This is a genomic window from Roseobacter sp. FCG-D35 (assembly GCF_033436665.1).
In the GTDB taxonomy this organism is placed as follows: domain Bacteria; phylum Pseudomonadota; class Alphaproteobacteria; order Rhodobacterales; family Rhodobacteraceae; genus JAWQFO01.
Map to the genome: position 1 here is coordinate 222,783 of NZ_JAWQFO010000003.1, position 23,330 is coordinate 246,112.

Sequence of the window (23,330 nt, forward strand, 5' to 3'; positions counted from 1 at the left end):
CCCCCCGCCGCCGGTGGCGGCTCCCCCCGAGGATATTTCTCAACCGAAGAAACATGGCCGCGCTGAAGGACCGGCTGGTGGCCCGGGCCCTCGAGGAGGGTTTCGTCGCGGCGCGGGTTTGCCGGCCTGACGCGGTGCCCGAGGTGGCCGCGCGGCTCGAGGCGTTTGTCGCGGCGGGATACCACGGCCAGATGGGCTGGATGGCCGAGCGGATGCACTGGCGCGGCGATCCGGCAGCGCTCTGGCCCGCGGCGCGCTCGGTGGTGATGCTCGTCGAAAGCTACGCGCCGGACTACGATCCGCTCGAAGTGCTGGGGCGGCGCGACCGGGCGGCGATTTCGGCCTATGCGCAGGGGCGCGATTACCACGACGTGGTCAAGAAGCGGCTGAAGCGCCTGGCGCGCTGGCTGGTGGCGGAGTCGGGTTGCGAGGTGAAGGTCTTTGTCGATACCGCGCCGGTACCGGAAAAAGCGCTGGGACAGGCCGCGGGGCTGGGCTGGCAAGGCAAGCACACCAACCTGCTGAGCCGCGAGTGGGGCAACTGGGCGTTCCTGGGATCGGTCTTCACCACGGCGGAGCTGGATCCCGATCCGGCCGAGAGCGACCACTGCGGGTCCTGCCGGGCCTGCCTCGACATCTGCCCCACGGCCGCCTTTCCGGCACCTTACCGTCTCGACGCGCGGCGCTGCATTTCCTACCTGACCATCGAGCACAAGGGGCCGGTGGAGATCGGGTTGCGCGAGAAGATGGGCAACCGGATCTACGGTTGCGACGACTGCCTCGCGATCTGCCCGTGGAACAAGTTCGCCACCGCGGCGCGGGATCTGCGCCTGGCCGGCGACGGCAGCCTGCGGGCGCCGGAACTGGCGGAGCTTGCGACGCTCGACGACGCGTCATTCCGCGCGAAGTTCTCAGGCTCGCCCGTCAAGCGGATCGGGCGTGACCGGTTCGTGCGCAACGTGCTTTACGCAATCGGAAACTCCGGACAGGCAGGCCTGCGCCCGTCGGCGCAGGCCTGCGCTGAGGATCCGGACGCGACCGTGGCCGAGGCGGCGCGCTGGGCGGTGGCACGGCTGGCCGAGCGGTGACGGGGAAGGGCAGGACATGACTCTGTTGCTGGGGATCGACACCGGCGGGACCTATACGGACGCGGTGCTGATGCGCGGCGAGCAGGCGGTCGTCGCATCGGCCAAGGCGCTGACGACGCGGAACGACCTCGCCATCGGCGTCGGCAACGCCGTGCGCGCTGTACTGGCCGAGGCCGGGGTCGGGCCGGAGGCGATCTCGATGGCGTCGCTGTCGACGACGCTGGCGACGAACGCGCTGGTCGAGGGGCAGGGCGGGCGCGTGGGGCTCATCTACATCGGGTTCCGCGAGGGCGATCCCGAGCGCCACGGGCTGAGCGCCGCGTTGCGCGGCGATCCGATCCTGTCCTGTGCGGGCGGTCACGGTCATTCCGGCGCAGAGGCGCAGGCGCTCGACGCAGCAGCCATCGAAGCGTTTCTGCGGGAACACGGGCGCGACGTCGGCGCCTTCGCGGTGGCCGCACAGTTTGCCACGCGCAACCCCGCGCACGAGTTGCAGGCTGCCCGTCTGGTGCGCGACATCACGGGCCGTCCGGTCTCGGCCTCGCATCAGCTTTCGGCCCGGCTCAACGGGCCGCGCCGGGCGATGACGGCGCTGCTGAACGCGCGGCTCATCGGGATGATCGAGGCGCTGATCGGCCGGGCGGAAGCGATACTGCGCGAGATCGAGATCGCGGCGCCGCTGATGGTCGTCCGGGGCGACGGGGCGCTGATGTCGAGCGCGCAGGCGCGCGAGCGGCCGATCGAGACGATCCTGAGCGGCCCGGCGGCCTCGGCGGTGGGCGCACGCTGGTTGACCGCGGCCGATCTTGCGCTGGTGAGCGACATCGGAGGCACGACGACCGACGTGGCCCTGTTGCGGGACGGCCGCCCGGCGATCGACCCGGAGGGCGCGCGCGTCGGACCTTACCGGACTATGGTCGAGGCTGTGGCGATGCGCACGACAGGTCTCGGCGGCGACAGCGAGGTGCAAATCGTTGGCGAAGGGCTTGCGGGTGGCGTCACGCTCGGGCCGCGCAGGCTACTCCCGGTCTCGCTGCTGGGCGCAGAGGCGGGACCCATCGTGCATGCCGCGCTCGACCGGCAGTTGGCCTCGGCGGTGCCCGGAGAGCTCGATGCACGTTTTGTCCGGGGGATTCTCGACGCCGATCCGGCCGGGCTTGGTCCGCGCGAGGTTGCGCTGCTGGCCCGGGTGGGCGACGCGGTCCACCCGCTGTCCGACATCCTGCGAGCACGCATCGATCACGGGGCGCTCGCACGGCTGGCCGAGCGCGGCCTCGTGCAACTTGGCGGTGTGACCCCGTCGGACGCGGCGCATGTGCTGGGCCTGTCCTCTGCCTGGGACCTTTCGGCGGCGGACAAGGCGCTGCGCTTGTTCGGACGCAGGCGCACGGGGGGTGGCGCGCTGCTGGCGGGCAGCGCGCAGGACATGGCGCGGCTGATCGTGGACCGGTTGACCGCACAATCCGCCGAAGCGCTGCTGGAAACGGCCTTCGGGGAAGAGCACGTCGGTTTCGACGCTCCGCCCGAGCAGTTGGCGCGGCACGAATTGATGCGGAGGAGATTGGCGTCGGCTACTGAATTCGTGCGGCTCGACACAGGGCTCAAGGTGCCGGTGATCGCACTAGGCGCGTCGGCGGCAAGCTATTACCCGGCGGTCGCCGCCGCTCTGGGCACGCAAGCCATCGTGCCGGACCATGCGGCCGTGGCCAATGCGATCGGGGCTGTCGTGGGCCGGATCGACATGCGGCGCAGCGGCACCGTCACCGTGCCGGGCGAGGGTCGGTTCCGGGTGCATCTGGCCACCGGTCCACAGGATTTCCCAGACCTGGAGAGCGCGCTGGAGCTGTTGGAAAGCGTGTTGCGCGACGAGGCGCGTGCGGCGGCCATGGACGCCGGAGCCGGCGAGGTCGCGGTGCAGGCGACCCGAGACGTCCGCAGCGCGGGCGTGGAAGGGCGCGAGGTCGTCGTCGAGGCGCGCATCGAGGTCGAGGCGGTGGGCCGGCCGCGCGTGGCGACCGGCACCTGAACGGCGTCAGTCCGCCGCTTCGACCTCGGCCGTGCGCTTGGGCAGCACCCAGCCGGGCCGGGCGAAATGGCAGGTATACCCGTTGGGCACCCGCTCGAGATAGTCCTGATGTTCGGGTTCGGCCTCCCAGAACTCGCCCACCGGTTCGACCTCGGTGACCACCTTGCCGGGCCAGAGACCCGAGGCCTCGACGTCGGCGATGGTGTCGAGCGCCACCTGCTTCTGGCCTTCGTCCACGTAGTAGATCGCCGAGCGGTAGCTGAGGCCGCGGTCGTTGCCCTGTCGGTTCGGCGTGGTCGGATCGTGGATCTGGAAGAAGAATTCCAGCAGGTGTCGGAAGCTGGTGACCGATGGGTCGTAGATGATCTCGATCCCTTCGGCGTGAGTGCCGTGGTTGCGGTAGGTGGCATTCGGAACGTCGCCGCCGGTGTAACCGACGCGGGTCGACACCACACCGGGCTTTTTGCGGATCAGGTCCTGCATGCCCCAGAAACATCCGCCTGCAAGTACTGCGCGTTCGGTCTTCATGCGATGTCCTCCACTTGGTTCAGGTATTCTGCATAGCCTTCGGCCTCCATGTCGTCGCGGTGGACGAAGCGCAGCGAGGCCGAGTTGATGCAGTAGCGCAGCCCGCCGCGATCGCGCGGGCCGTCGGGAAATACGTGGCCGAGATGGCTGTCGCCGTTGGCCGAACGGACCTCGGTCCGGATCATGCCGAGCGAGATATCGCGCTTCTCGACCACATGCGCGTGCTCGATGGGCTTGGTGAAACTCGGCCATCCGCAGCCGCTTTCGTACTTGTCGGCCGAGGCGAAGAGCGGCTCTCCCGACACGATGTCGACGTAGATGCCGGGCTCCTTGTTCGCCAGCAGCTTGCCGGTGCCGGGCCGCTCGGTGCCGTTCTGCTGGGTCACGCGGTATTCCTCCGGCGACAGCGCGGCGATCGCCTCGGCGGATTTTTCGTATCTGGTCATGTGACACTCCCGGTTTACTTGTTGCATAAATGGGGCGAGACGGCGGATTTTCAAAGGGCCGAAACTTGCCGATCCCGCGCCGCGTGTCTTGATCCGAAGCCGGGACACCTGCGTATCCGGTGCCAGGAGGAACATACCATGTCCCGACTGATTTTGCTTGTAGCGGCACTGGTGACGGCGACGGCGCTGGCCGCCGGGATGCCATCCCACAGGTTCGCATCGATCGACGGCGGAACGGTCGACACCGGCGACTGGGCCGGACGCCCGGTTCTGGTCGTCAACACGGCGTCACGCTGCGGGTTTACCTACCAGTACGAAGGATTGCAGGCTCTTTACGACCGCTATCGTGACCGGGGCCTCGTCGTTCTGGCGGTGCCCTCGGACGATTTCCGGCAGGAGCTGTCCTCGGAGGCGGAGGTCAAGGAATTCTGCGAGCTGACCTTTGGGCTCGACCTGCCGATGACCGAGATCACCCATGTCCGCGGTGCCGCGGCGCACCCGTTCTACCGCCAGGTGCGGGCCGAGGCCGGTTTCGAGCCGGCGTGGAACTTCAATAAGGTCCTGATCGCGCCGGACGGCTCGGTCGCGCAAACCTGGGGATCGTCCGTGCAACCGATGTCGCCCGAGATCGTCAACGCGGTGGAACGCCTGCTGAGATAGCCGGGCTGCCTCCTTGTCGTTCCGGCTCCGCTGTGCTGCACTCGGCAGCAGGTTGGCCGCGAAAACCTCAAGGAGATTGCCGATGTTTGATCTGTCACGCCGGGGGCTGTTCCGTGTCGCGCTGGGGGCGGGTGCGCTTCTGGGCATCGGTGCGAAGGAACGGCCTGCCTGGGCCGAGGCCCTGCGCTCCGCCGGTCCCCTGAGCAATCGCGATTTCGAACCGCTGGGCGGGCAGCCGCCGCAGGGCGCGATGCCTTCGGTGCAGGACTTCGACTATCAGATAAAGTACCAACGGGCGTTCGAGGCGGCGCTCTGGGCGATGCCCGCGCTCGCGATCTATCGTTTCCGGGCGGCGGCACTCGAGGATCTTGGCCTGCGCGACAACGACATCATCGCCTATTCCGGGGTCGCCACTGCGAAACTCGAGGCGACGACCGCCAACGCCTCCACGCCCTACATCACGGCCTTCACCGATCTGCAGGCCGGGCCGACGGTTCTCGAGATCCCGCCTGCGGGACCGGATGGCAGCCTCTACGGTCAGGTCGTGGATGCCTGGCAATACACGATCGCCGACGTCGGTCCCGCGGGTCTCGACGGCGGTCAGGGCGGCAAGTACCTCTTCACGCCGCCGGGCTATGACGACGAAATTCCGGACGGCTACATCCACGTGCCCTCACCGAACTACCGTGTGGCCTTTGCCTTCCGCTCGGTGCGCGGACCGGGGATGAGCGAGGCGGATGCATACACCTATGCCCAAAGGCTGCGGATGTATCCGCTGGCTGAGGCCGCGAACCCGCCCGAGCAGGTGTTCTTCGATCCGATCGACACGCGCTATCCGACGATGCCGCTCTGGGGTCTGGCGCATTTCGAGAACGTGCATGCCATTGTGACGGTCGAGCCTGTGAAAGCCGAAGACAAGCTGATCATGGGAATGCTGGCAACCTTGGGCATCCGGCACGGCGAGCCTTTCGCGCCCGACCCGGTCGCCGAGCGCGCCATGACCCAGGCCAGCTACGACGTCTGGTTCTACATGCAGGCTTGGTACGACAACTTCCCCGAGGACCAGCTGTTCTGGGAAGACCGCCACTACGCGTCACTTTTGCAGGCGGACGACAATAATACCTTTACCTGGACCTACGAGGACCGCGTCGACACGATCGAGCGCGCGGCCGAGTATTTCTGGTGCACCTACATGCCTCGCATGCTGTCCGAAAACCCGGCGACCCAGTACCTCATGGCCCTGAAGGATGCGGCCGGCGACCCGTTCGAGGCCGGCGAGACCTACGCGCTGGACGTGCCGGCGGACATGCCGGTGGAACAGTTCTGGGCGCTGACGGTCTATGACCGCGCGACGATGGGCTTCATCTATACCGCCGAGGACCGAACCACGCTGTCCTCCTATGACGTCGATGGGATGGAAAAAAATGACGATGGCGGCGTGACAATCTGGATCGGACCCAACGCGCCCGAGGGTCAGACCGCGAACTGGATCCCAACGGCGGGCAAGCGTCCGCTGCCGGCGATGCGGCTATACGGCCCGACGGAGGCGTTGAACAGCCGAAGGTTCAAGTTGCCTGACTTCCGGCGCGTGTCCTGACGCCGCGTGGAGTTCGAGCCAGAACAGGGATGATGACATGGCGAAAAAGCCGGGCCTCGACGCGGCCTATGCACTGAAGACCCCGGAGGACAGCCGGCGGCGCTACGCCGCATGGGCGGACACTTATGAGGACGGTTTTGCACGCGAGACCGGCTACCTTCTGCCGGCGCATATCGCCCGGATTTTCAGGGAGGAAAGCGGTCTCGGTCCGCTGATGGACCTCGGGGCCGGCACCGGGCTTGTGGCAGACGAGTTGTACAAGACGGGTACGCTGGAAATGGATGCACTCGACATCTCCGCCGAGATGCTGGCGGTCGCCGCCCGGAAGGGAAGATACCGCCAAACGCTTGAGGCGGATCTGACGCAACCCTTGAACATCGAGGACGAGACTTACGCGTCGGTCGTGTCGGCGGGCACCTTCACGCACGGCCACGTCGGGCCGGATGCTGTCGATGAAATTTTGAGGATTGCGGCCAAGGACGCGCTGTTTGTGCTGGCAATCAATGCCGAGCATTTCGAAGCGCTCGGGTTTGCGCGGAAGTTCGATGAAATTCAAAATCGAATTAGGGACTTCAAACTACAAGAGGTGCCGATTTACGCTTCGAATCCCGACCCGTCGCATGCGGACGACACCAGCATGATCGGTGTCTTCCGCAAGCGATGAGTCGGTCCGACAGGCCGCACCGACGTCACTTTAGTTGCGCGCCACGTTTTCCGGGTTGGTTACGCGCCGATCTGGCTTGAACTTCGGATCAGGCCGGCTGCGGGCCAGTGAAGACTGCTTCGAATTCGGATCGTGCAGTTTCTCTTCGGTCATCGATTTGCTGCGAAGTGCGATCAGGATGACTGCGCCGAACGTGAACAGCGACAGAATGACGATCAATCCCATATCCATTGTCTCTCTCCGTTTGTTGTCTCCGTATTCCACTTTGGATGCAGGAAACTAACCGGCACGACACGACACGGTTCCCGGGGATTTGTCGCGCTACGCGCGAATCCGCGCGTTCTCCGCGTTTCGTGAACGTCCGTCAGAGGATCGACGTGACCCGGTGTATTCTCAGGATGCCGGCGCGCGGTCGCGGTCGCGCCTCGGCTGACGCGCGATCTGGACGGCGAGGATGCCCAGCGTGATGACAGCAACCCCGAGAATGTCTCGGCCACCCAATGGTTCGGACAGCAGTAGTGCGGCGATGGCGACGCCGAAGAATGGATTCAGGAAATGGAAGGTCGCGGCCCGGGTGGCGCCGATCCGGTTCACCAGCCAGAACCAGACGAAGGTGGCGGCAAGCCCGGGCACCAGCGTCGTATAGGCGAACGCGAGCGCCAGCGGCAGGCTCGGTTCCAGTCGCGGCGTCTCGAACAGCGCAAGCGCGATGCCGCAGGCGAGGCATCCCACGAGCATCTGCAGGCCCACGATCATCAGGAAGTTGCCGCCCGAGGTCGCTCCGCGCACCGACAGCGTGGCGACGGTCAACGCAAGCACGCCGATGCCGCACAGGGCCAGCCCGAAAAGGTCCACGCCGCCGCTGATCCGGGCGCCCATGATGATGACCACACCGACAAGGCCGGCCACCAGCCCGGCGATCCCCAGCGGGCGCAGGCGTTCACCCAGGACAATCCAGGTGGCCAGCGCGACCAGAAGCGGCATGGTCGATGCGACGATAGCGGCAAGCGAGGCCTCGACCGTCTGCATGGCAACGAAGTTGAGCCCGAGATAGACCGCGTTCTGCAGCACGCCGAAGACGATGGTGGCGCGCCACTGCGCAGGCGTGAGCGACCACGACTGCCCCAGCGCGCGGGCGATGGCGACCCCGAGCAGCCCCGAGATCGCGTAGCGCAGGGTCAGCGCCAGCATCGGCGAGGCGTCGGCGACGATGATGCGTGCCGAGGTGAAGGCCGAGGACCACATGATCGCAAAGGCCAGGCCGGCCAGGATTGCCTTGAGATCCATCGTGTCCCACTCGTCTTGCGCGTTCGGGCGGACAGTTTCCCAAATCCCGGGGGAGGGCAAGGCCGTGTGCGCCATCGTCCGCCACGCGCCGGCGGTGGCATGGACACTGCCGCCGACGCGGCTAGGGTAGGTGGCGTGGTGGCATGGAAAGGGACCGCGATGACCGACCAGATGCTCGACGACACGGGTCTGCAGCCGGAAAAGGCACCGGCAGGGCAGATCGACAGCCTCTTCTTCCGCAGCCGGAACGTCCTTGTGACCGGCGAGATCAACGACAAAGTGGCGCAGAAGGCGGTGACGCACCTGCTGGCGCTGGCCGAAGAGAACGACGATCCGATCAACGTCTTCATCTCTTCGCCCGGCGGGCATGTCGAAAGCGGCGACATGGTGCATGACGTGATCAAGTTCATCCGGCCGAAGGTGCGCTGCATCGGTTCGGGCTGGGTGGCCAGCGCCGGGGCGCTGATCTTCATCGGCGCGGCGCGCGAGAACCGCTACTGCCTGCCCAACACGCGATTCCTGCTGCACCAGCCGTCGGGCGGGATCGGCGGGCAGGCCAGCGACATGATGATCCAGGCCGAACAGATCCGCATCATGCGCGAACGCTTCGACAGGCTGTTCGCCGATGCGACCGGGCAGACACCGCAGAAGATCGCCGCCGACACGGCACGCGACTTCTGGCTCACCGGCCCCGAGGCGCTCGACTACGGGCTGGTCGGCCGGATCATCAGTTCGGTGGACGATCTCGCCTAGGGCGACCGGTCTCAGCGATCCGGCGGCTTTGTGGTACACTGTCCCTGCATTACCGGAGGGGCACCATGTTTGATTTGGCCAATTTCGTTTCCGATTGCCGCAGCGCGGTGGATCGGGACAGCACCCACAAGAGCGTTGCGGAGATCATGCAAAAGGCGTTCCGTGATCCCTCTGGGATCACGGCGGCGCTGGGCGAACCGGAGGAAAGCGGGATCACGCCGCTTTACAAGTCGCACGACCTGACCATCGTCAACGTGGTCTGGAAACCCGAGATGACCGTCATGCCGCACAATCACGAGATGTGGGCCGTGATCGGCATCTACGGCGGACGCGAGGACAACATCTTCTGGCGCCGGGTCAAGGACGACCCCGCGGGCCTGATCGAAGCCGCCGGTGCGCGGGCGCTGTCGACGGGCGACGTCGCCCCGCTGGGTCCGGACATCATTCACTCGGTCACCAATCCCATCCCCAAGCTGACGGGCGCGATCCATGTCTACGGCGGGGACTTCTTCGAGACCGAGCGCAGCGAATGGGATCCCGAAAGGCTGACCGAGCAGGCGCTCGATATCGCGCGGGTCAAGGCGATGTTCGCGGACTGAACCGGCCGGAATGCGAAAGGGCCGCCTGACGGCGGCCCCTGGAGCATCGCGATCCGCTTGGGATCAGCCGTTGACGCTGTCTTTCAGCGCCTTGGCGATGGTCATCTTGACGACCTTGTCGGCGTCTTTCTTGAACTGCTCGCCGGTCGCGGGGTTGCGCACCATGCGCTCTGGACGCTCGCGGCAGTAGATCTTGCCGACGCCCGGCAGTGTCACCGCGCCGCCGCCGGCGACTTCCTTGGTGATCAGCGTGCAGACGGCGTCCAGCGCGCTGCTGGCCGTCTTCTTGTCTGAGCCCATTTCCTCCGCCAGAGCGGCGACGAGCTGGGTTTTTGTCATCGGTTTGGCCATTTTCTTCTCCTTCGTCTGCCCGACAGTTTGGGCTCAATTGCCGAAATCTACCCGGATGTTGTGTATCAACACAACGATTAGTGTACGTTTGCAAGGAAAAACGTGGCATTTTCCGCTGTTTTCCGCCTGTTTCGCACGGTCAACCGGGTCACAGGAAGGCGGTTTCGTCGAACGAACGCAATTTCCGGCTGTGGATGCGCTCCAGCGGCATGGTTCGCAGGCGCTCCATCGCACGGATGCCGATCATCAGGTGCCGCGCCACCTGCGTGCGATAGAAGTCCGTCGCCATGCCGGGCAGTTTCAGTTCTCCGTGGAGCGGCTTGTCGGACACGCAGAGCAATGTGCCGTAAGGCACGCGGAAGCGGAACCCGTTGGCGGCGATGGTCGCGCTCTCCATGTCGAGCGCCACGGCGCGGGACTGGCTGAGGCGCTGCACCGGGCCCGAATTGTCGCGCAATTCCCAGTTGCGGTTGTCGAGCGAGGCCACCGTGCCGGTGCGCATGATACGCTTGAGCTCGTACCCTTCGAGCGCCGTGATCTGCGCCACCGCCTGCTCGAGCGCGATCTGGATTTCGGCCAGCGCCGGGATCGGCACCCAGACCGGCAGGTCGTCGTCGAGCACCTTGTCCTCGCGCAGATAGGCATGGGCCAGGACGAAGTCGCCCAGGGCCTGGCTGTTGCGCAGCCCGGCGCAATGCCCGACCATCAGCCAGGCATGCGGGCGCAGCACCGCGATGTGATCAGTGGCGGTCTTGGCGTTCGACGGACCGACACCGATGTTGACCAGCGTGATGCCCGAGCCGTCCTTTCGCTTGAGGTGATAGGTCGGCATCTGCGGCGTCCGCGTGGGCCGGGCCAGTTCGCCGTCGCCGCTGGTGATCGTCGCGTTGTCGGTCGAGACGAAGGCGGTGTAGCCCGACTGCGGGTCGTCGAGCATCTTGCGCGCGTAGGCCTCGAACTCGGAGACATAGAACTGGTAGTTGGTGAACAGCACGTAGTTCTGGAAATGGTCCGGATCGGTCGCGGTATAGTGTGACAGGCGCGCGAGCGAATAGTCGATGCGCTGGGCCGTGAACGGCGCCAGCGGGCCGACTCCGTCCGCCGGCACGTAGGTGCCGTTTACGATGTCGTCGTTTGTGGTGGTCAGGTCCGGCACGTCGAAGACGTCGCGCAGGGTGAAATCGGCGACGCCCTCGTGCGGGATGGTAATCGAGGCATCGCCGGCGACGGCGAAATGCACCGGGATCGGCGTATTGGACGCGCCGATGATCACCGGCTGGCCGTGGTTCTCGATCAGCAGGCCGATCTGCTGGCGCAGGTAGTTGGCAAAAAGATCCGGCCGCGTGATCGTCGCGGCATAGACACCCGGAGCCGAGACGTGGCCGAAGGACAGGCGCGTGTCGACGCGCGCAAAACTCGCGGTGCGGAACCGGATTTCGGGGTAATAGGCGCGCACGCGGCCCTTCGGGGCGCCTTTGGTCATGGCGTCGACGAATTGCGCGCTGAGGAACTGGGTCGCGCTTTTGTAAAGCTCGATAAGGCGCTCAACGGCCGCTTCGGCGTGGTGAAATTCCTCGGCCTCCGGGACCTCGGGTTTGACGATCTTGGTCATGAAACAGACTCTAGGACGGGAATGAATTCGAAGCTGCGGACGTCGACGAGGCCGAGGTCCGAGATCCGCAGCGCGGGGATGACGACCAGCGCCAGCAGCGAGTGTTGCATGTAGGCGTTGTTGAGCGTGCAGCCGCAATCGCGCATCGCCTGCATCATCCGGTCTGCCTTGGCCGCGACCTCCGATGCCGGCGCGTCCGACATCAGCCCGGCGATCGGCAGGTCGACCAGCGCCAGCTCTTCTCCGTCACGCCAGATTGTGATGCCGCCGCCGACCGCGCCGAGCCGATTGGCGGCGAGCGCCATCTGTTCGTCATCAGTGCCGACGACGATCATGTGGTGGCTGTCGTGTGCCACGGTCGAGGCCATCGCCATCCGCCCCTCATAGCCGAAGCCCGACACGAAGGCGTTGATGACCCCACCGGTGGCGCGGTGACGCTCGACCAATGCGATCTGGCAGACCTCGCCGGTGGCCTGCACGCGGCCCGCGGTCACGGGAAGCTCGAACTTCAGCGCCTTGGTCGGGGCCTGGTTCTCGACCACGCCGATGACGTTGGCCTGCACTGCATTGGCGCCATCCGGCGCGGCGACGACGAAATCCTCCGCCGTGAGGTCACGCGCCATGTGCACCGTGCAGCGCGCGGCATCGGGCCAGTCGTAATGCGGGCAGTCGACAAGGCATTCGCCGTTCTCGGCCACGATGCGGCCGCGGGCGATGACGGTCTCGACGGGCAGCGTTTCGAGGTCCGAGGTCAGGATCACGTCGGCCCGGCGCCCGGGGGTGATCGAGCCGATTTCGCGCTCGAGCCCGAAATGCGTGGCGGTGTTGATCGTGGCCATCTGCAGCGCAACCAGCGGGTCGCAGCCGCAGGCGATGGCGTGGCGCACGACCCGGTTCATATGCCCGTCGCCGACCAGCGTACCCGAGTGGCAATCGTCGGTGCAGAGGATGAAGTTGCGCGGATCGAGCCCCTTCTCGGTGATCGCGGTGATCTGGCTTTCGACGTCGTACCAGGCCGAACCCAGCCGCATCATCGCGCGCATCCCGCCGCGGACCCGCGCGATCGCGTCGGCCTCGCAGGTGCCTTCGTGATCGTCCGCCGGGCCGCCCGCGAGGTAACCCGCGAAGGCCGGGCCGAGGTCGGGCGAGGCGTAATGCCCGCCAACCGTCTTGCCTACGGCCTGCGTGGCCGCGATTTCGGCCAGCATCTTCGGATCGGCGTTCGAGACGCCGGGAAAATTCATCATCTCGCCCAGCCCGATGATCCCGGGCCACTGCATCGCCTCGGCGACGTCCTCGGGCGTGATCTCGTGCCCGGTGGTCTCCATGCCCGGCGCGGACGGCGCGCAGGAGGGCATCTGCGTGAAAATGTTGACCGGCTGCATCAGCGCCTCGTCATGCATCATCCGCACGCCCTCGAGACCCAGCACGTTGGCGATCTCGTGCGGGTCGGTGAACATCGAGGTGGTGCCGTGCGGGATCACCGCCCGCGCGAACTCGGCCGGGGTCAGCATCCCGCTTTCGATGTGCATGTGCGCGTCGCAGAGACCGGGGACCATGTAGCGCCCGTCAGCCTCGATGATCTGCGTGTCGGGTCCGGTGCAGTAGCCCGCGTCGGGGACCACGCAGGCGATGCGCCCCGCGGTAATGGCGATGTCGTGACCCGGCAGGATTTCGCGGCTGTGCACGTTGACCCAGACCCCGCCCTTGATCACGGTATCGGCAGGGCGTCGGCCGGTGGCCGTCGCGATCAGCTCGGCGGCGACGTCGGGCCAGGGAGAAACGGGGAGGTTCGTCATGTCCCTTGGTGGCACGGGGCCGGGAAAGGTTCAAGCGGTGGCAGCGGACGCGCAGGACCTCGAGACTGTCAGCGCCGAGGACTTCGGCGCGTCCTTGCGCGGCATCGGCCTGAACCTGCTGGTGCGCGACGTTCCGGCGCAGGCCGCGTTTCTGGGCGAGGTCTTCGGCATGACAGCGCACAGGGTCAGCCGGGACTTCGCCATCCTGCGCTACGGCGAAATGCTGTTCCAGATTCACGCGGACGGAACCTATCACTCCAACCCGTTGCTTGGCCTGCTGCCCGAGACCCCGCCGCGCGGTGCGGGCCTCGAAATCAGGCTCTACGACAGCGATCCGGATGTTGCGGCGCAAAAGGCCGAGGCGGCGGGTGGCACGATCCTGCAACCGCCCACCGACAAGCCGCACGGTCTGCGCGAGGCCTATATCCTCTGCGCCGACGGATACGCCTGGGTGCCAAGCCGCCCGCTCTGACGGGAACCGGCGTGCTGCCGTTGGCGTTTCCCCGCCGAGGTGACCCCGACCATGCTGGCCGAACGCAAGATACCCGGACTTGTCTACTATCCCGATACCGCGCCGGGCATCACGCGCCGGCGGCAGGGGCGCGGGTTCAGCTACATTGCGCCCGACGGCACCCGCATCGACTGTCCCGACGAGCGCGCCCGCATCGCCGCCCTTGCCGTTCCGCCGGCCTACGAGGACGTCTGGATCTCGCCGCGCGCCAACGGCCACCTGCAGGCGACGGGCCGCGACGCGCGGCGTCGCAAGCAGTACCGCTATCACCCCGACTGGACCGAGTTCCGTGCCCAGCGCAAGTTCCACCACCTTCCGGCCTTCGGCGAGGCGCTGCCAGCCGTGCGCCGCGCGATCTTAAGGGACCTCAAGGAAGAGGCCGGCGACCGGCGGTTTGCGATTGCCGCCGTGCTCGCCCTGATCGACCGGTTGTCGCTGCGCGTCGGTCACCCGGCCTATGCCAAGGAGAACCGCAGCTACGGGGCCACGACCTTGCGCGCCAACCACGTCGGGATGAAGGACGGCGAAATCATGCTGAACTTCACCGCAAAGGGCGGTCTGAAAGTGAAACGGCACTTGAAGGACACCACGTTGAACCGCACGCTTGCGCGCCTGCACGATCTGCCGGGCAAGGCGCTGGTGTCCTGGCTCGACGAGGACGGCAATGCGCGCGAGGTCACTTCGGAAGAGGTCAACACGCGTCTTGCCGAGTTCACCGGCGACGAGACCATGACGGCCAAGACCTTCCGCACCTGGAACGGCAGCGTCGCGGCCCTCGAGGTCGCCCTGAAACCCGAGCCGCTGACCATCCGGGCGATGTCCGAGGCCGCCGCCGAGCGGTTGCACAACACGCCCGCCATCGCCCGCAAGAGCTATATCCATCCGGCGATCATCGAGCTTGCCGAACTGGATCCGGACGCGCGCCAAGAGGCGATCGGCGACGGTGCCGAGCGTGCCGGTCTGCGAAAGTCCGAGACCCGGCTTCTGTCCTTTCTCTCGGGCGGCTGACCCTCGGTCACGCAACGGCCTGTCCTGCAGCGACCGTCCCGGTCGCTTTTCGATTGGTCTTTGCCCGCCGGAAGTGGTGTCATGCGCGCGAATGCAAGACCGCAGAGGAGAGAGCCGATGACCGTAACCAGCTTGCGCCCGAACATGACCCACTGGCAGGAGCGGGTGGACCTCGCCGCCGCCTTCCGCTGGACCGCGCGCCTGAACCTGCACGAGGCCGTGGCCAACCACTTCTCGATGGCGGTTAACGACGACGGCACGAAGTTCCTGATGAACCCCAACCAGATGCATTTCAGCCGGATAAAAGCGAGCGATCTCATCGAGATGGACGCCAACGACCCGGACTGCATGAAGGACGTCGATGCCGACATAACCGCATGGGGCCTGCACGGCGGCATTCACCGGCACTGCCCGCATGCGCGCTGCGCGATGCACGTGCATTCGATCCACGCGACGGTTCTTGCCAGCCTCGCTGACAGCCGGTTGCCCGCGATCGACCAGAACTCGGCGATGTTCTACAACCGCGTCGTCGTCGACGATCACTACGACGGTCTTGCGCTCGAGGATGAGGGCAACCGCTGCGCGCGGCTCTTCGACGATCCGAAAAAGAAGGTTATGGTGATGGGCAACCACGGTTTGATGGTGATCGGCGATACCGTGGCCGACACCTTCAACCGGCTGTTCTATTTCGAACGCGCGGCAGAAACCTACATCCGGGCGCTGCAGACCGGGCAAGCGCTGCGCTACCTGCCCGACGATGTGGCCGAAAAGACCGCACAGATGATCGAGGACTACCCCGAGCAGGACGAGCGGCATCTGGCGGAGCTCAAGGCGATCCTCGATGAGGAAGGCTCCGACTACGACAAGTAGCCGCGAAGGTTCCGGGACATGACCGAAGACGGGCTGGAGCGGTTCGTGACGGCGCAGGCGCCGGTCATCGCGCGCGTACGCGCCGAACTCGCCGCGGGTCGCAAAGAGAGCCACTGGATGTGGTTCGTCTTCCCGCAACTGCGCGGGCTCGGGTCCTCGGCGATGGCGCAGCTCTACGGGCTTGCCGATGCGGACGAGGCCCGCGCTTACGACGCGCATGCCACGCTCGGCCCACGCCTGCAGGACTGCGCGGCACTGGTTCTCGGCCATTCCGGCCGCAGTGCCGCGCAGATCATGGGTGCCGTCGATGCGATGAAGCTGCGCTCCTGCGCCACGCTCTTTCGCGAGGTTTCCACCAAACGGGGCATGTTCTCGGATCTGATCGACACCTTTTACGGTGGAGAGGCCTGTCAGATGACGATGCGGATACTGGAAAAGCAGCGGCAGGAGAGCCGCAACACAAGGGGCAGGGAATGAACTACGGGCTGACCGAAGAGCACGCCATGATCGCGGACACGGTCCGCAGTTTCGTGGAAAAGGAAATCTACCCGCACGAGGCGCTGGTCGAGCGCACCGGCGAGGTGCCAGCCGAAATCGCGGCGGAGATCAAGCGCAAGACCATCGAGCTGGGATTCTACGCCTGCAACTTTCCCGAAAGCGTCGGGTGTGCCGGTCTGACCCATCTCGAATTCGCCCTGGTCGAGCGCGAACTCGGGCGCGGGTCGATGGCGCTGAACCACTTCTTCGGGCGGCCACAGAACATCCTGATGGCCTGCGAAGGCGACCAGGTCGACCGCTACCTGATGCCAGCGGTACGTGGCGACCGCATGGACGCCCTCGCGATGACCGAGCCGGGCGCCGGGTCGGACGTGCGCGGCATGAAATGCACCGCCGTACGCGACGGCGGCGACTGGGTGGTTAACGGAACCAAGCACTTCATATCGGGCGCCGATCACGCCGATTTTGTCATCGTCTTCATCGCCACCGGCGAGGACCAGACCCCGAAGGGCCCGAAGAAACGGATCACCGCCTTTCTTGTGGATCGCGGCACGCCCGGGTTCACGATCCGTGACGGCTACAGTTCCGTCAGCCATCGCGGCTACAAGAACATGATCCTCGATTTCGATGGCTGCCGGCTGCCGGACGCGCAGGTGCTGGGCGAGGTCGACGGCGGCTTCGAGGTGATGAACACCTGGCTCTACGCCACGCGCATCACGGTCGCCGCAATGTCCGTCGGGCGCGCCCGACGGGTCTTCGACTACGCACTGGGCTACGCTGCCGAGCGCGAGCAGTTCGGCCAACCGATCGGCAGGTTCCAGGGCGTGAGCTTCCAGATCGCGGACATGATCACCGAGATCGACGCCGCCGACCTGCTGACGCTGGCCGCCGCGGATCGGCTCGACCGTGCCATGCCTGCGAACCGCGAGATCGCGTCGGCCAAGCTTTACGCCTCGGAGATGCTGGCCCGGATCACCGATGCCGCGATCCAGGTCCACGGCGGCATGGGGCTGATGGACGACTATCCGCTGGAACGTTTCTGGCGCGATGCGCGGGTGGAACGGATCTGGGATGGTACCAGCGAGATTCAGCGTCACATCATCAGCCGCGAGTTGCTGCGAGCGCTCGGGGCATGAGGTCTTCCGCCGTGACTGCGTCACGTCGGCGGGCGCGGGGGCTCTGCCCCCGCACCCCCGGGATATTTGTGAACCAGAGAAGACGTGCGACGGCGGTCGAGCCTCCCGCCGAAAGATGCGACGGGAGGCCCTCTCCGGTTGCGGTCATCGGCGTCCCCGCCTGTACCGCACCGGAAATCTGTCCGGACAAGGTTGAGAAACCGTTACCTCTCTGGTTCAAAAATATCCCCGCCGGAGGCAAGAAACTCGCGGTGCGGCGCAGAGGCCGTCATGCGTGACTTTTCCCGGCTTTTCCGTCCGAGATCGATCGCCGTCGTCGGCGGCGGGACCTGGTGCCGCAATGTCGTGAGCCAGTGCCTCGAAATGGGGTTCGAAGGTGACATCTGGCCGGTTCACCCGACCCGTGCAGACATTGCCGGTGTCCTGTCCTACCCGGAGATCTCGGCCTTGCCCGACGCGCCGGATGCGGTGTTCGTCGGCGTCAACCGGGCCGCCACGGTCGACATGGTTGCGCAATGGTCAGAGATGGGCGCCGGCGGCGCCGTTTGTTTCGCCTCCGGTTTCTCGGAAGCATGGGCAGAGGACGGCGCGGCTTCGGAGCTTCAGGCGCGGCTGGTAGCGGCTGCCGGGGCCATGCCAATTCTCGGCCCGAACTGTTATGGCTACATCAATGCGCTTGACCGGGCGCTGCTCTGGCCCGACCAGCACGGATGCGTTGCAGTTGATCGCGGCGTCGCCATCCTGACGCAGAGCTCCAACATCGCGATCAACCTGACGATGCAGCGCCGGGCGCTGCCGATCGCCTACATGGTCACCTGCGGGAACATGGCGCAGACCGCGCAATCCGAGATCGCGGCGGCGCTGCTTGACGACGACCGTGTCACGGCCATCGGGCTGCATATCGAGGGCTTCGGCAACACGGTGGCGTGGCACGCGCTTGCGCTGAAGGCCGCTGAGAGGCGTGTTCCGCTCGTCGCCCTCAAGGTCGGTGCATCCGAACAGGCGCGGCGGGCGACCGTCTCGCACACCGCCTCGCTGGCCGGCGACGATGCCGGGGCGGCGGCGCTGCTGAGGCGACTCGGTATCGCGCGGGTCCACGATCTTCCGACCTTTCTCGAGACCCTGAAGCTGCTGCATTGCACGGGCGACCTGGAAAGCGGACGGCTCTCGGCGATCAGCTGTTCGGGTGGGGAGGCGAGCTTGGTCGCGGACGCAGCGTATGGCCGCGCGCTTGAGTTTCCGCATCTGACCGGGGCGCAGACGCGACATCTGCGCCAGGCGTTGGGACCGATGGTCGCGCTGTCGAACCCGCTCGACTACAACACCTACATCTGGGGTGACGCCGCGCGCATGACCGATGCCTGGAGCGCGATGGCTGCGGAGACCATCGGACTGACCTTGAGCGTTGTCGACTACCCGCATACCGATGCCGGCGACTGGGCCTGTGCGACGCAGGCGGCGATCGGCGCGCGGGCGCAGACCGGGAGACCTTTCGCCGTGGTCTCGACGCTACCCGAACTCATGCCGCAGGAGGTCGCCAGCGAGCTTCTGGCCGGGGGCGTCACCCCGCTCTGCGGTCTCGACGAGGCGATTATGGCGATCGAGATCGCGGCCAACCCCCTGACCCCCGCCGCGACGCCGGCCCTGCCGCCGGGGCCGGAACGGTCAGGCGTCGTCCTGGGCGAAGATGCGGCCAAGGCCTTGCTGAAGCAGCATGGGGTCGAGATCCCGAAGGGAATCGTGATCGACCATGCCGCGTTGACGAAGGAAGGGATCGGCGCACTCGAAGGTCCGCTGGTGCTCAAGGGTCTGGGGTTCGCGCACAAGTCCGAGGCCGGTGCCGTGTGCCTGAACCTCGACGCGGGTGCGCTATGCGAAGCGGCCCGTGAGATGGCCGCCGCGCAGTATCTCGTCGAAGAGATGGTCGAGGGCGGCGTCGCGGAACTGCTTGTCGGTGTGACCCGCGACCCGGCGCATGGTTTCCTGCTGACCCTCGGCGCCGGTGGCGTGCTGACCGAGCTCTGGCAGGACACGGTGGCGCTTTTGCTACCCGTCACAGCCGAAGATGTGGATGCCGCCCTGCGTCGCCTGCGGATCTGGCCATTGCTTGCCGGGTATCGGGGCAAGCCTGCCGCAAAGCTGGACGCGGTGATCGTGGCCGTGCTTGGTGTCCAGGATTTCGTTCTGGCCCATGTGGACCGGGTTGGCGAGGTCGAGATCAATCCGCTGATCTGCACCCCGGACCGCGCCGTCGCCGCCGACGCGCTGATTTCGATAGCCCCGGAAAGGAGAGACGAATGGAAACCGTGAAGACCAGGCGCGATGGCGCCGTGCTCGAGGTCACGCTGGACCGGCCCAAGGCCAATGCCATCGACCTTGCGACCTCGCGCATCATGGGCGAAGTCTTCCGCGATTTCCGCGACGATCCGGACCTGCGCGTGGCGATCGTGACCGGCGGCGGCGAGAAGTTCTTCTGTCCGGGCTGGGATCTCAAGGCGGCGGCGGATGGCGACGCGGTGGACGGCGACTATGGCGTCGGGGGCTTCGGCGGGCTGCAGGAGATGCGCGCGATGAACAAGCCGGTAATCGCCGCGGTGAATGGCATCTGCTGCGGCGGCGGGCTGGAACTGGCGCTGTCGGCGGACATGATCCTGGCCGCGGACCACGCGACCTTTGCCCTGCCGGAAATCCGCTCGGGCACCGTTGCGGACGCCGCCAGCGTGAAGCTGCCCAAGCGCATTCCCTATCACATCGCGATGGAACTCCTGTTCACCGGGCGCTGGTTCGACGCCGAGGAGGCCCATCGCTGGGGGTTGGTGAACGAGATCGTGCCGGCGGCGGACCTGATGGACCGGGCGCGGTCGCTGGCGGCCCTGCTTGCCTCCGGACCGCCACTGGTCTACGCCGCGATCAAGGAGATCGTGCGCGACGCCGAGGATTCCAAGTTCCAGGACGCGATGAACCGGATCACGCGACGGCAGCTCGGAACCGTCGACAGGCTCTATTCTTCTGAGGATCAGCTGGAAGGCGCGCGCGCGTTTGCCGAAAAGCGCGATCCGGTCTGGAAAGGCTGCTGAGCGATTTGCAATCGGCGGGCCTGTCGCGCTTTAGTATGGCGCGGGCGGGAACCGGAACCGGGCGAAGATGAACCTTCTATTCGTGCATCAGAACATGCCGGGCCAGTACCGCGAACTGGTGAACTGGCTGGCGCGCCGAGGCGGGCACCAGATCGTGTTTCTCACCCAGCGCCGCAATGCGCCGGAACTCGACGGTGTCCGGACGGTCGTCTACCGCGCGCACCACGAAGCCGCGCAGGACGGATACGGGCTCTCCAAGGTCTGGGAAGACGCTGCCGGGGCCGGTGTCGGCGCGGCGCTGGCGGTGCGTCAGCTGGAGGCGGAAACAGGGTTCAAGCCGGATATCGTCATCGGCCACGCGGGATGGGGCGAACTCACTTTCCTGAAGGACGTCTGGCCGGATGTGCCGGTCATCGGGTTCTTCGAATACTACTACAATCTTACAGGGGGGCTTGTGGGCTTCGATCCCGAGGACCCGGTGTCGGACCATGCGGGTTTCTTCGCGCGCGCCCGAAACGTCGTGCCGACGATGAACATCGAGAGCGTGGACATCGGCCAATGCCCGACGGTCTGGCAGCGTGACCGGTTTCCCGCAAGCTTCCATGACAGGCTCTATGTCTGCCACGACGGGATCCGCACCGACCGCCTGTCACCCGACCCGGACGTGAGCCTCGCGCTGGGCCGTCTCGACCGGCCGCTGACGCGCGACGACGAGATCGTGACCTACGTGGCGCGCAATCTCGAGCGGACGCGCGGGTTCCACATCCTGATGCGCGCGCTGCCGCGCATACTCGAGGAACGTCCCCGGGCGCGCATCCTGATCGTCGGTGGGAACGAGACCTCCTATGGCGAGACCAGTACCCACCCCGGCGGGCTGCGTGGCGAAATGGAGGCCGAACTGGGCGACCGCGTCGACTGGGACCGGGTGCATATTCTCGGGCGGGTTCCTTATGCCGACTTCTGCCGCATCGTGCGGCTCGGGCGTTGCCACATCTACCTGACCATGCCTTTCGTGTTGTCGTGGTCCCTGCTCGAGGCGATGTCGATGCAGGCGACGGTCGTCGCTTCGGACGTGGCCCCGGTGCGCGAGGTGATGACCCACGGCAAGACCGGTCTCCTGGTCGATTTCTTCGATCCCGACGCGCTGGCAGCACAGGTCATCGAGGTTCTGGCCCGCCCCGCGGATTTCGCGGAACTCGGGGCGGCGGCGCGCGCGCACGTGGTGTCCGAATACGATTTCGAAACCCGTTGCCTTCCGGTCCATCTAAGCAAGATCAACGATCTGGTTCCGGCGCGGCTGCGACTGGATCTCCCGGGATGAGGGGCGATGTGCTGGTGCTGGGTGCCTACGGTCGCCTTGGACGCATCTTGCGCTGCTACTGGACGGAAGGCGCGGCTGCCTGGCAAAGCCGGAGCGCGGCGCCGGGATACCTGAGCTTCGATCCGCTGGCGTCTCCGAGCGAGTTGCAGCAGGCCGCCCAAGGGCGACGCGCAATCCTGTGTCTCGCCGGGGTGACGCCGGCCGAGGCAGCCCGGAGCGGCGCGCCGATGCGGCGCAACATCGATGTCGCGCGGGCCGCCATCGCCGCCGCCGGTGCAGCCGGTGTGCCTCGGGTGCTGCTGGCCTCGTCGGCCGCCGTCTACGGACAGGCAGCGGGGCTGCTGGAAGAGACGCGAGATTGCGATCCGGTTTCGGATTACGGCAAATCGAAGCTCGAGATGGAAAGGCTCGGCACCGAACTGGGGGCCGACCTTGGGGTCGAGGTCTGCAGCCTGAGGATAGGAAACGTCGCCGGCGCGGATGTGATTCTCGGCGGATGGCGCGACGGGTTCGCGCTCGACACGCTACCGGACGGCACGACGCCCCGGCGCAGCTACATCGGGCCGAACAGCCTTGCCCGTGCGGTACACGGGTTGCTCGACGCGCCGCGCCTGCCGGAGGCCGTCAACGTTGCGGCGCCCGGCGCGGTCGAAATGGGCGCGCTGCTCGACGCGGCCGGGCTCGGCTGGCAGCCTCGTGCGGCCGGGCCAGAGGTGATCGCCGAGGTCGCGCTTGCCACCGCGCGCCTGGCGCAGCATATCGTGCTGGCCGCGGATGCCGGAACGCCCGAAGGTCTGGTTTCGGAGTGGCAGGATTACCGCAACCGGACACGACACGAGATATGACCTGGCGCAAGCGCATCTTCGACCTTTTCTTCGCCAGCCTGCTCGTGGTGATCCTCGGTCCGATCCTGATCTGGCTGCTTATCTATCTCTGGATCAAGCAGGGCCGCCCGCTGTTCTACGTCGCAGAACGCATGAAGACGCCCGAGAAACCCTTCGGGCTGTGGAAATTGCGGACGATGACCGTCGTCGACGGCGACAGCGGCGTGTCGGGCGGCAACAAGGCCAGCCGGGTCACCCCGACCGGTGCGTGGCTGCGCGCAAAGCGGCTCGACGAATTCCCGCAGCTCTGGAACATCCTCAGGGGCGATCTGTCCTTCGTCGGACCGCGCCCGCCGCTGCGCGAATACGTCGACCGATTTCCGGATCTCTACCGCGAGGTGCTCAAATCGCGCCCGGGCGTGACCGGACTTGCCAGCATCCGCTTTCACAAACATGAGAACCGTCTGCTGGAGCGCTGCAGCACCCCGGAAGAGACCGACGACGTCTACTGCCGGATCTGCGTTCCGCGCAAGGCACGGCTCGACCTGATCTATCAGCGTCACCAGAACGTCTGCTACGACTTCGATCTCGTTTTCGAGACGATCGGCTTCGTGTTTCGGCGCAGGAAGTGACGGATTGTTCCCATTTTGCATCTTGGCCCGGGGAAATGCCACC

Annotated in this window: 24 protein-coding genes; 17 read left to right on the forward strand and 7 right to left on the reverse strand. The window is 66.3% G+C overall.

All coding sequences use genetic code 11. From position 1 onward, the window contains the following. Nucleotides 1–53 precede the first annotated feature (53 nt). Both queG and R5H30_RS09385 read left to right on the forward strand, forming a co-directional pair. On the forward strand, nucleotides 54–1,088 hold the full coding sequence (gene queG / locus R5H30_RS09380; protein WP_318328000.1) for a tRNA epoxyqueuosine(34) reductase QueG: 1,035 nt from the start codon (nucleotides 54–56) through the stop codon (nucleotides 1,086–1,088). A 16-nt stretch (nucleotides 1,089–1,104) separates the two neighbouring features. Continuing rightward, on the forward strand, nucleotides 1,105–3,114 hold the full coding sequence (locus R5H30_RS09385) for a hydantoinase/oxoprolinase N-terminal domain-containing protein (RefSeq protein WP_318328001.1): 2,010 nt from the start codon (nucleotides 1,105–1,107) through the stop codon (nucleotides 3,112–3,114). Nucleotides 3,115–3,120: 6 nt separating this feature from the next. Here R5H30_RS09385 and msrA read toward each other — a convergent pair whose 3' ends face one another. Together msrA and msrB are read right to left on the reverse strand one after the other, a co-directional pair. Further along, nucleotides 3,121–3,642, reverse strand: a complete 522-nt coding sequence (gene msrA, locus R5H30_RS09390; protein WP_318328002.1) for a peptide-methionine (S)-S-oxide reductase MsrA — start codon at nucleotides 3,640–3,642, stop codon at nucleotides 3,121–3,123. Further along, nucleotides 3,639–4,088 carry a peptide-methionine (R)-S-oxide reductase MsrB gene (msrB, locus tag R5H30_RS09395; protein ID WP_318328004.1) on the reverse strand — a complete coding sequence of 150 codons (450 nt, stop codon included), beginning with the start codon at nucleotides 4,086–4,088 and terminating at the stop codon, nucleotides 3,639–3,641. The genes msrA and msrB overlap by 4 nt, the downstream gene beginning before the upstream one ends. A 138-nt stretch (nucleotides 4,089–4,226) precedes the next feature. Between msrB and R5H30_RS09400 the strand changes: the two genes are divergently transcribed. The 3 genes from R5H30_RS09400 to R5H30_RS09410 all read left to right on the forward strand — a co-directional run bounded on the left by R5H30_RS09400 (nucleotide 4,227) and on the right by R5H30_RS09410 (nucleotide 7,009). Further along, nucleotides 4,227–4,748 (forward strand): glutathione peroxidase, encoded by a 522-nt coding sequence (locus tag R5H30_RS09400; protein WP_318328005.1) that lies wholly within the window; start codon nucleotides 4,227–4,229, stop codon nucleotides 4,746–4,748. 82 nt (nucleotides 4,749–4,830) lie between these two features. Further along, complete coding sequence (locus R5H30_RS09405; RefSeq protein ID WP_318328006.1) at nucleotides 4,831–6,345, forward strand: DUF1254 domain-containing protein; 1,515 nt, start codon at nucleotides 4,831–4,833, stop codon at nucleotides 6,343–6,345. A gap of 37 nt (nucleotides 6,346–6,382) precedes the next feature. After that, nucleotides 6,383–7,009 (forward strand): class I SAM-dependent DNA methyltransferase, encoded by a 627-nt coding sequence (locus tag R5H30_RS09410; protein WP_318328008.1) that lies wholly within the window; start codon nucleotides 6,383–6,385, stop codon nucleotides 7,007–7,009. Nucleotides 7,010–7,039: 30 nt separating this feature from the next. Here R5H30_RS09410 and R5H30_RS09415 read toward each other — a convergent pair whose 3' ends face one another. Together R5H30_RS09415 and R5H30_RS09420 are read right to left on the reverse strand one after the other, a co-directional pair. Beyond that, nucleotides 7,040–7,240, reverse strand: a complete 201-nt coding sequence (locus tag R5H30_RS09415; RefSeq protein ID WP_318328009.1) for a hypothetical protein — start codon at nucleotides 7,238–7,240, stop codon at nucleotides 7,040–7,042. A gap of 162 nt (nucleotides 7,241–7,402) precedes the next feature. Next, nucleotides 7,403–8,296, reverse strand: coding sequence for a DMT family transporter (locus tag R5H30_RS09420; protein ID WP_318328010.1), 894 nt, complete (start codon nucleotides 8,294–8,296; stop codon nucleotides 7,403–7,405). 99 nt (nucleotides 8,297–8,395) lie between these two features. Here R5H30_RS09420 and R5H30_RS09425 point away from each other — a divergent pair, with 99 nt between their 5' ends. Both R5H30_RS09425 and R5H30_RS09430 read left to right on the forward strand, forming a co-directional pair. Further along, the gene (locus tag R5H30_RS09425; protein ID WP_318328011.1) at nucleotides 8,396–9,049 is read left to right on the forward strand and encodes an ATP-dependent Clp protease proteolytic subunit; all 654 of its coding nucleotides are present in this window, start codon (nucleotides 8,396–8,398) and stop codon (nucleotides 9,047–9,049) included. 65 nt (nucleotides 9,050–9,114) lie between these two features. Continuing rightward, nucleotides 9,115–9,648, forward strand: coding sequence for a cysteine dioxygenase family protein (locus R5H30_RS09430; RefSeq protein WP_318328012.1), 534 nt, complete (start codon nucleotides 9,115–9,117; stop codon nucleotides 9,646–9,648). 63 nt (nucleotides 9,649–9,711) lie between these two features. On the opposite strand, the gene R5H30_RS09435 is transcribed toward R5H30_RS09430, so the two are convergent. The 3 genes from R5H30_RS09435 to ade all read right to left on the reverse strand — a co-directional run bounded on the left by R5H30_RS09435 (nucleotide 9,712) and on the right by ade (nucleotide 13,410). Beyond that, the gene (locus tag R5H30_RS09435) at nucleotides 9,712–9,999 is read right to left on the reverse strand and encodes an HU family DNA-binding protein (RefSeq protein WP_318328013.1); all 288 of its coding nucleotides are present in this window, start codon (nucleotides 9,997–9,999) and stop codon (nucleotides 9,712–9,714) included. 148 nt (nucleotides 10,000–10,147) lie between these two features. Continuing rightward, on the reverse strand, nucleotides 10,148–11,611 hold the full coding sequence (locus R5H30_RS09440; protein ID WP_318328015.1) for an AMP nucleosidase: 1,464 nt from the start codon (nucleotides 11,609–11,611) through the stop codon (nucleotides 10,148–10,150). Then, complete coding sequence (ade, locus tag R5H30_RS09445) at nucleotides 11,608–13,410, reverse strand: adenine deaminase (RefSeq protein WP_318328017.1); 1,803 nt, start codon at nucleotides 13,408–13,410, stop codon at nucleotides 11,608–11,610. Before ade ends, R5H30_RS09440 begins: the two co-directional genes overlap by 4 nt. Between ade and R5H30_RS09450 the strand changes: the two genes are divergently transcribed. The 10 genes from R5H30_RS09450 to R5H30_RS09495 all read left to right on the forward strand — a co-directional run bounded on the left by R5H30_RS09450 (nucleotide 13,409) and on the right by R5H30_RS09495 (nucleotide 23,287). Beyond that, nucleotides 13,409–13,882, forward strand: a complete 474-nt coding sequence (locus R5H30_RS09450) for a VOC family protein (protein ID WP_318328018.1) — start codon at nucleotides 13,409–13,411, stop codon at nucleotides 13,880–13,882. The genes ade and R5H30_RS09450 overlap by 2 nt on opposite strands. A gap of 51 nt (nucleotides 13,883–13,933) precedes the next feature. Further along, the gene (locus tag R5H30_RS09455; protein WP_318328019.1) at nucleotides 13,934–14,929 is read left to right on the forward strand and encodes a DNA topoisomerase IB; all 996 of its coding nucleotides are present in this window, start codon (nucleotides 13,934–13,936) and stop codon (nucleotides 14,927–14,929) included. Between the two features lie 117 nt (nucleotides 14,930–15,046). Then, on the forward strand, nucleotides 15,047–15,799 hold the full coding sequence (locus R5H30_RS09460; RefSeq protein WP_318328021.1) for a class II aldolase and adducin N-terminal domain-containing protein: 753 nt from the start codon (nucleotides 15,047–15,049) through the stop codon (nucleotides 15,797–15,799). Between the two features lie 18 nt (nucleotides 15,800–15,817). Continuing rightward, nucleotides 15,818–16,276 (forward strand): DUF1810 domain-containing protein, encoded by a 459-nt coding sequence (locus R5H30_RS09465; protein ID WP_318328022.1) that lies wholly within the window; start codon nucleotides 15,818–15,820, stop codon nucleotides 16,274–16,276. Then, the gene (locus tag R5H30_RS09470; protein ID WP_318328023.1) at nucleotides 16,273–17,433 is read left to right on the forward strand and encodes an acyl-CoA dehydrogenase family protein; all 1,161 of its coding nucleotides are present in this window, start codon (nucleotides 16,273–16,275) and stop codon (nucleotides 17,431–17,433) included. The genes R5H30_RS09465 and R5H30_RS09470 overlap by 4 nt, the downstream gene beginning before the upstream one ends. 270 nt (nucleotides 17,434–17,703) lie before the next feature. Further along, a complete protein-coding gene (locus R5H30_RS09475) occupies nucleotides 17,704–19,743 on the forward strand; it encodes an acetate--CoA ligase family protein (protein ID WP_318328024.1) in 2,040 nt (679 codons plus the stop codon). Further along, complete coding sequence (locus tag R5H30_RS09480; RefSeq protein ID WP_318328025.1) at nucleotides 19,731–20,510, forward strand: carnitinyl-CoA dehydratase; 780 nt, start codon at nucleotides 19,731–19,733, stop codon at nucleotides 20,508–20,510. Before R5H30_RS09475 ends, R5H30_RS09480 begins: the two co-directional genes overlap by 13 nt. A 67-nt stretch (nucleotides 20,511–20,577) precedes the next feature. Further along, nucleotides 20,578–21,831: a glycosyltransferase family 4 protein gene (locus R5H30_RS09485; protein WP_318328027.1), complete on the forward strand. Its 1,254-nt coding sequence runs from the start codon at nucleotides 20,578–20,580 to the stop codon at nucleotides 21,829–21,831. Next, nucleotides 21,828–22,676 carry an NAD-dependent epimerase/dehydratase family protein gene (locus R5H30_RS09490; RefSeq protein WP_318328028.1) on the forward strand — a complete coding sequence of 283 codons (849 nt, stop codon included), beginning with the start codon at nucleotides 21,828–21,830 and terminating at the stop codon, nucleotides 22,674–22,676. The genes R5H30_RS09485 and R5H30_RS09490 overlap by 4 nt, the downstream gene beginning before the upstream one ends. Next, nucleotides 22,673–23,287 carry a sugar transferase gene (locus R5H30_RS09495; protein ID WP_318328029.1) on the forward strand — a complete coding sequence of 205 codons (615 nt, stop codon included), beginning with the start codon at nucleotides 22,673–22,675 and terminating at the stop codon, nucleotides 23,285–23,287. Before R5H30_RS09490 ends, R5H30_RS09495 begins: the two co-directional genes overlap by 4 nt. Nucleotides 23,288–23,330: the final 43 nt, after the last annotated feature.

Coding starts and splice junctions, on each gene's coding strand:
- R5H30_RS09400 (WP_318328005.1), top strand. CDS start 4,227: ATGTCCCGACTGATTTTGCTTGTAGCGGCACTGGTGACGGCGACGGCG.
- R5H30_RS09435 (WP_318328013.1), bottom strand. CDS start 9,999: ATGGCCAAACCGATGACAAAAACCCAGCTCGTCGCCGCTCTGGCGGAG.
- R5H30_RS09480 (WP_318328025.1), top strand. CDS start 19,731: ATGGAAACCGTGAAGACCAGGCGCGATGGCGCCGTGCTCGAGGTCACG.
- msrB (WP_318328004.1), bottom strand. CDS start 4,088: ATGACCAGATACGAAAAATCCGCCGAGGCGATCGCCGCGCTGTCGCCG.
- R5H30_RS09405 (WP_318328006.1), top strand. CDS start 4,831: ATGTTTGATCTGTCACGCCGGGGGCTGTTCCGTGTCGCGCTGGGGGCG.
- R5H30_RS09410 (WP_318328008.1), top strand. CDS start 6,383: ATGGCGAAAAAGCCGGGCCTCGACGCGGCCTATGCACTGAAGACCCCG.
- R5H30_RS09490 (WP_318328028.1), top strand. CDS start 21,828: ATGAGGGGCGATGTGCTGGTGCTGGGTGCCTACGGTCGCCTTGGACGC.
- R5H30_RS09450 (WP_318328018.1), top strand. CDS start 13,409: ATGTCCCTTGGTGGCACGGGGCCGGGAAAGGTTCAAGCGGTGGCAGCG.
- R5H30_RS09465 (WP_318328022.1), top strand. CDS start 15,818: ATGACCGAAGACGGGCTGGAGCGGTTCGTGACGGCGCAGGCGCCGGTC.
- ade (WP_318328017.1), bottom strand. CDS start 13,410: ATGACGAACCTCCCCGTTTCTCCCTGGCCCGACGTCGCCGCCGAGCTG.
- R5H30_RS09385 (WP_318328001.1), top strand. CDS start 1,105: ATGACTCTGTTGCTGGGGATCGACACCGGCGGGACCTATACGGACGCG.
- R5H30_RS09470 (WP_318328023.1), top strand. CDS start 16,273: ATGAACTACGGGCTGACCGAAGAGCACGCCATGATCGCGGACACGGTC.
- R5H30_RS09425 (WP_318328011.1), top strand. CDS start 8,396: ATGGACACTGCCGCCGACGCGGCTAGGGTAGGTGGCGTGGTGGCATGG.
- R5H30_RS09420 (WP_318328010.1), bottom strand. CDS start 8,296: ATGGATCTCAAGGCAATCCTGGCCGGCCTGGCCTTTGCGATCATGTGG.
- R5H30_RS09475 (WP_318328024.1), top strand. CDS start 17,704: ATGCGTGACTTTTCCCGGCTTTTCCGTCCGAGATCGATCGCCGTCGTC.
- msrA (WP_318328002.1), bottom strand. CDS start 3,642: ATGAAGACCGAACGCGCAGTACTTGCAGGCGGATGTTTCTGGGGCATG.
- R5H30_RS09485 (WP_318328027.1), top strand. CDS start 20,578: ATGAACCTTCTATTCGTGCATCAGAACATGCCGGGCCAGTACCGCGAA.
- R5H30_RS09430 (WP_318328012.1), top strand. CDS start 9,115: ATGTTTGATTTGGCCAATTTCGTTTCCGATTGCCGCAGCGCGGTGGAT.
- queG (WP_318328000.1), top strand. CDS start 54: ATGGCCGCGCTGAAGGACCGGCTGGTGGCCCGGGCCCTCGAGGAGGGT.
- R5H30_RS09460 (WP_318328021.1), top strand. CDS start 15,047: ATGACCGTAACCAGCTTGCGCCCGAACATGACCCACTGGCAGGAGCGG.
- R5H30_RS09455 (WP_318328019.1), top strand. CDS start 13,934: ATGCTGGCCGAACGCAAGATACCCGGACTTGTCTACTATCCCGATACC.
- R5H30_RS09415 (WP_318328009.1), bottom strand. CDS start 7,240: ATGGATATGGGATTGATCGTCATTCTGTCGCTGTTCACGTTCGGCGCA.
- R5H30_RS09495 (WP_318328029.1), top strand. CDS start 22,673: ATGACCTGGCGCAAGCGCATCTTCGACCTTTTCTTCGCCAGCCTGCTC.
- R5H30_RS09440 (WP_318328015.1), bottom strand. CDS start 11,611: ATGACCAAGATCGTCAAACCCGAGGTCCCGGAGGCCGAGGAATTTCAC.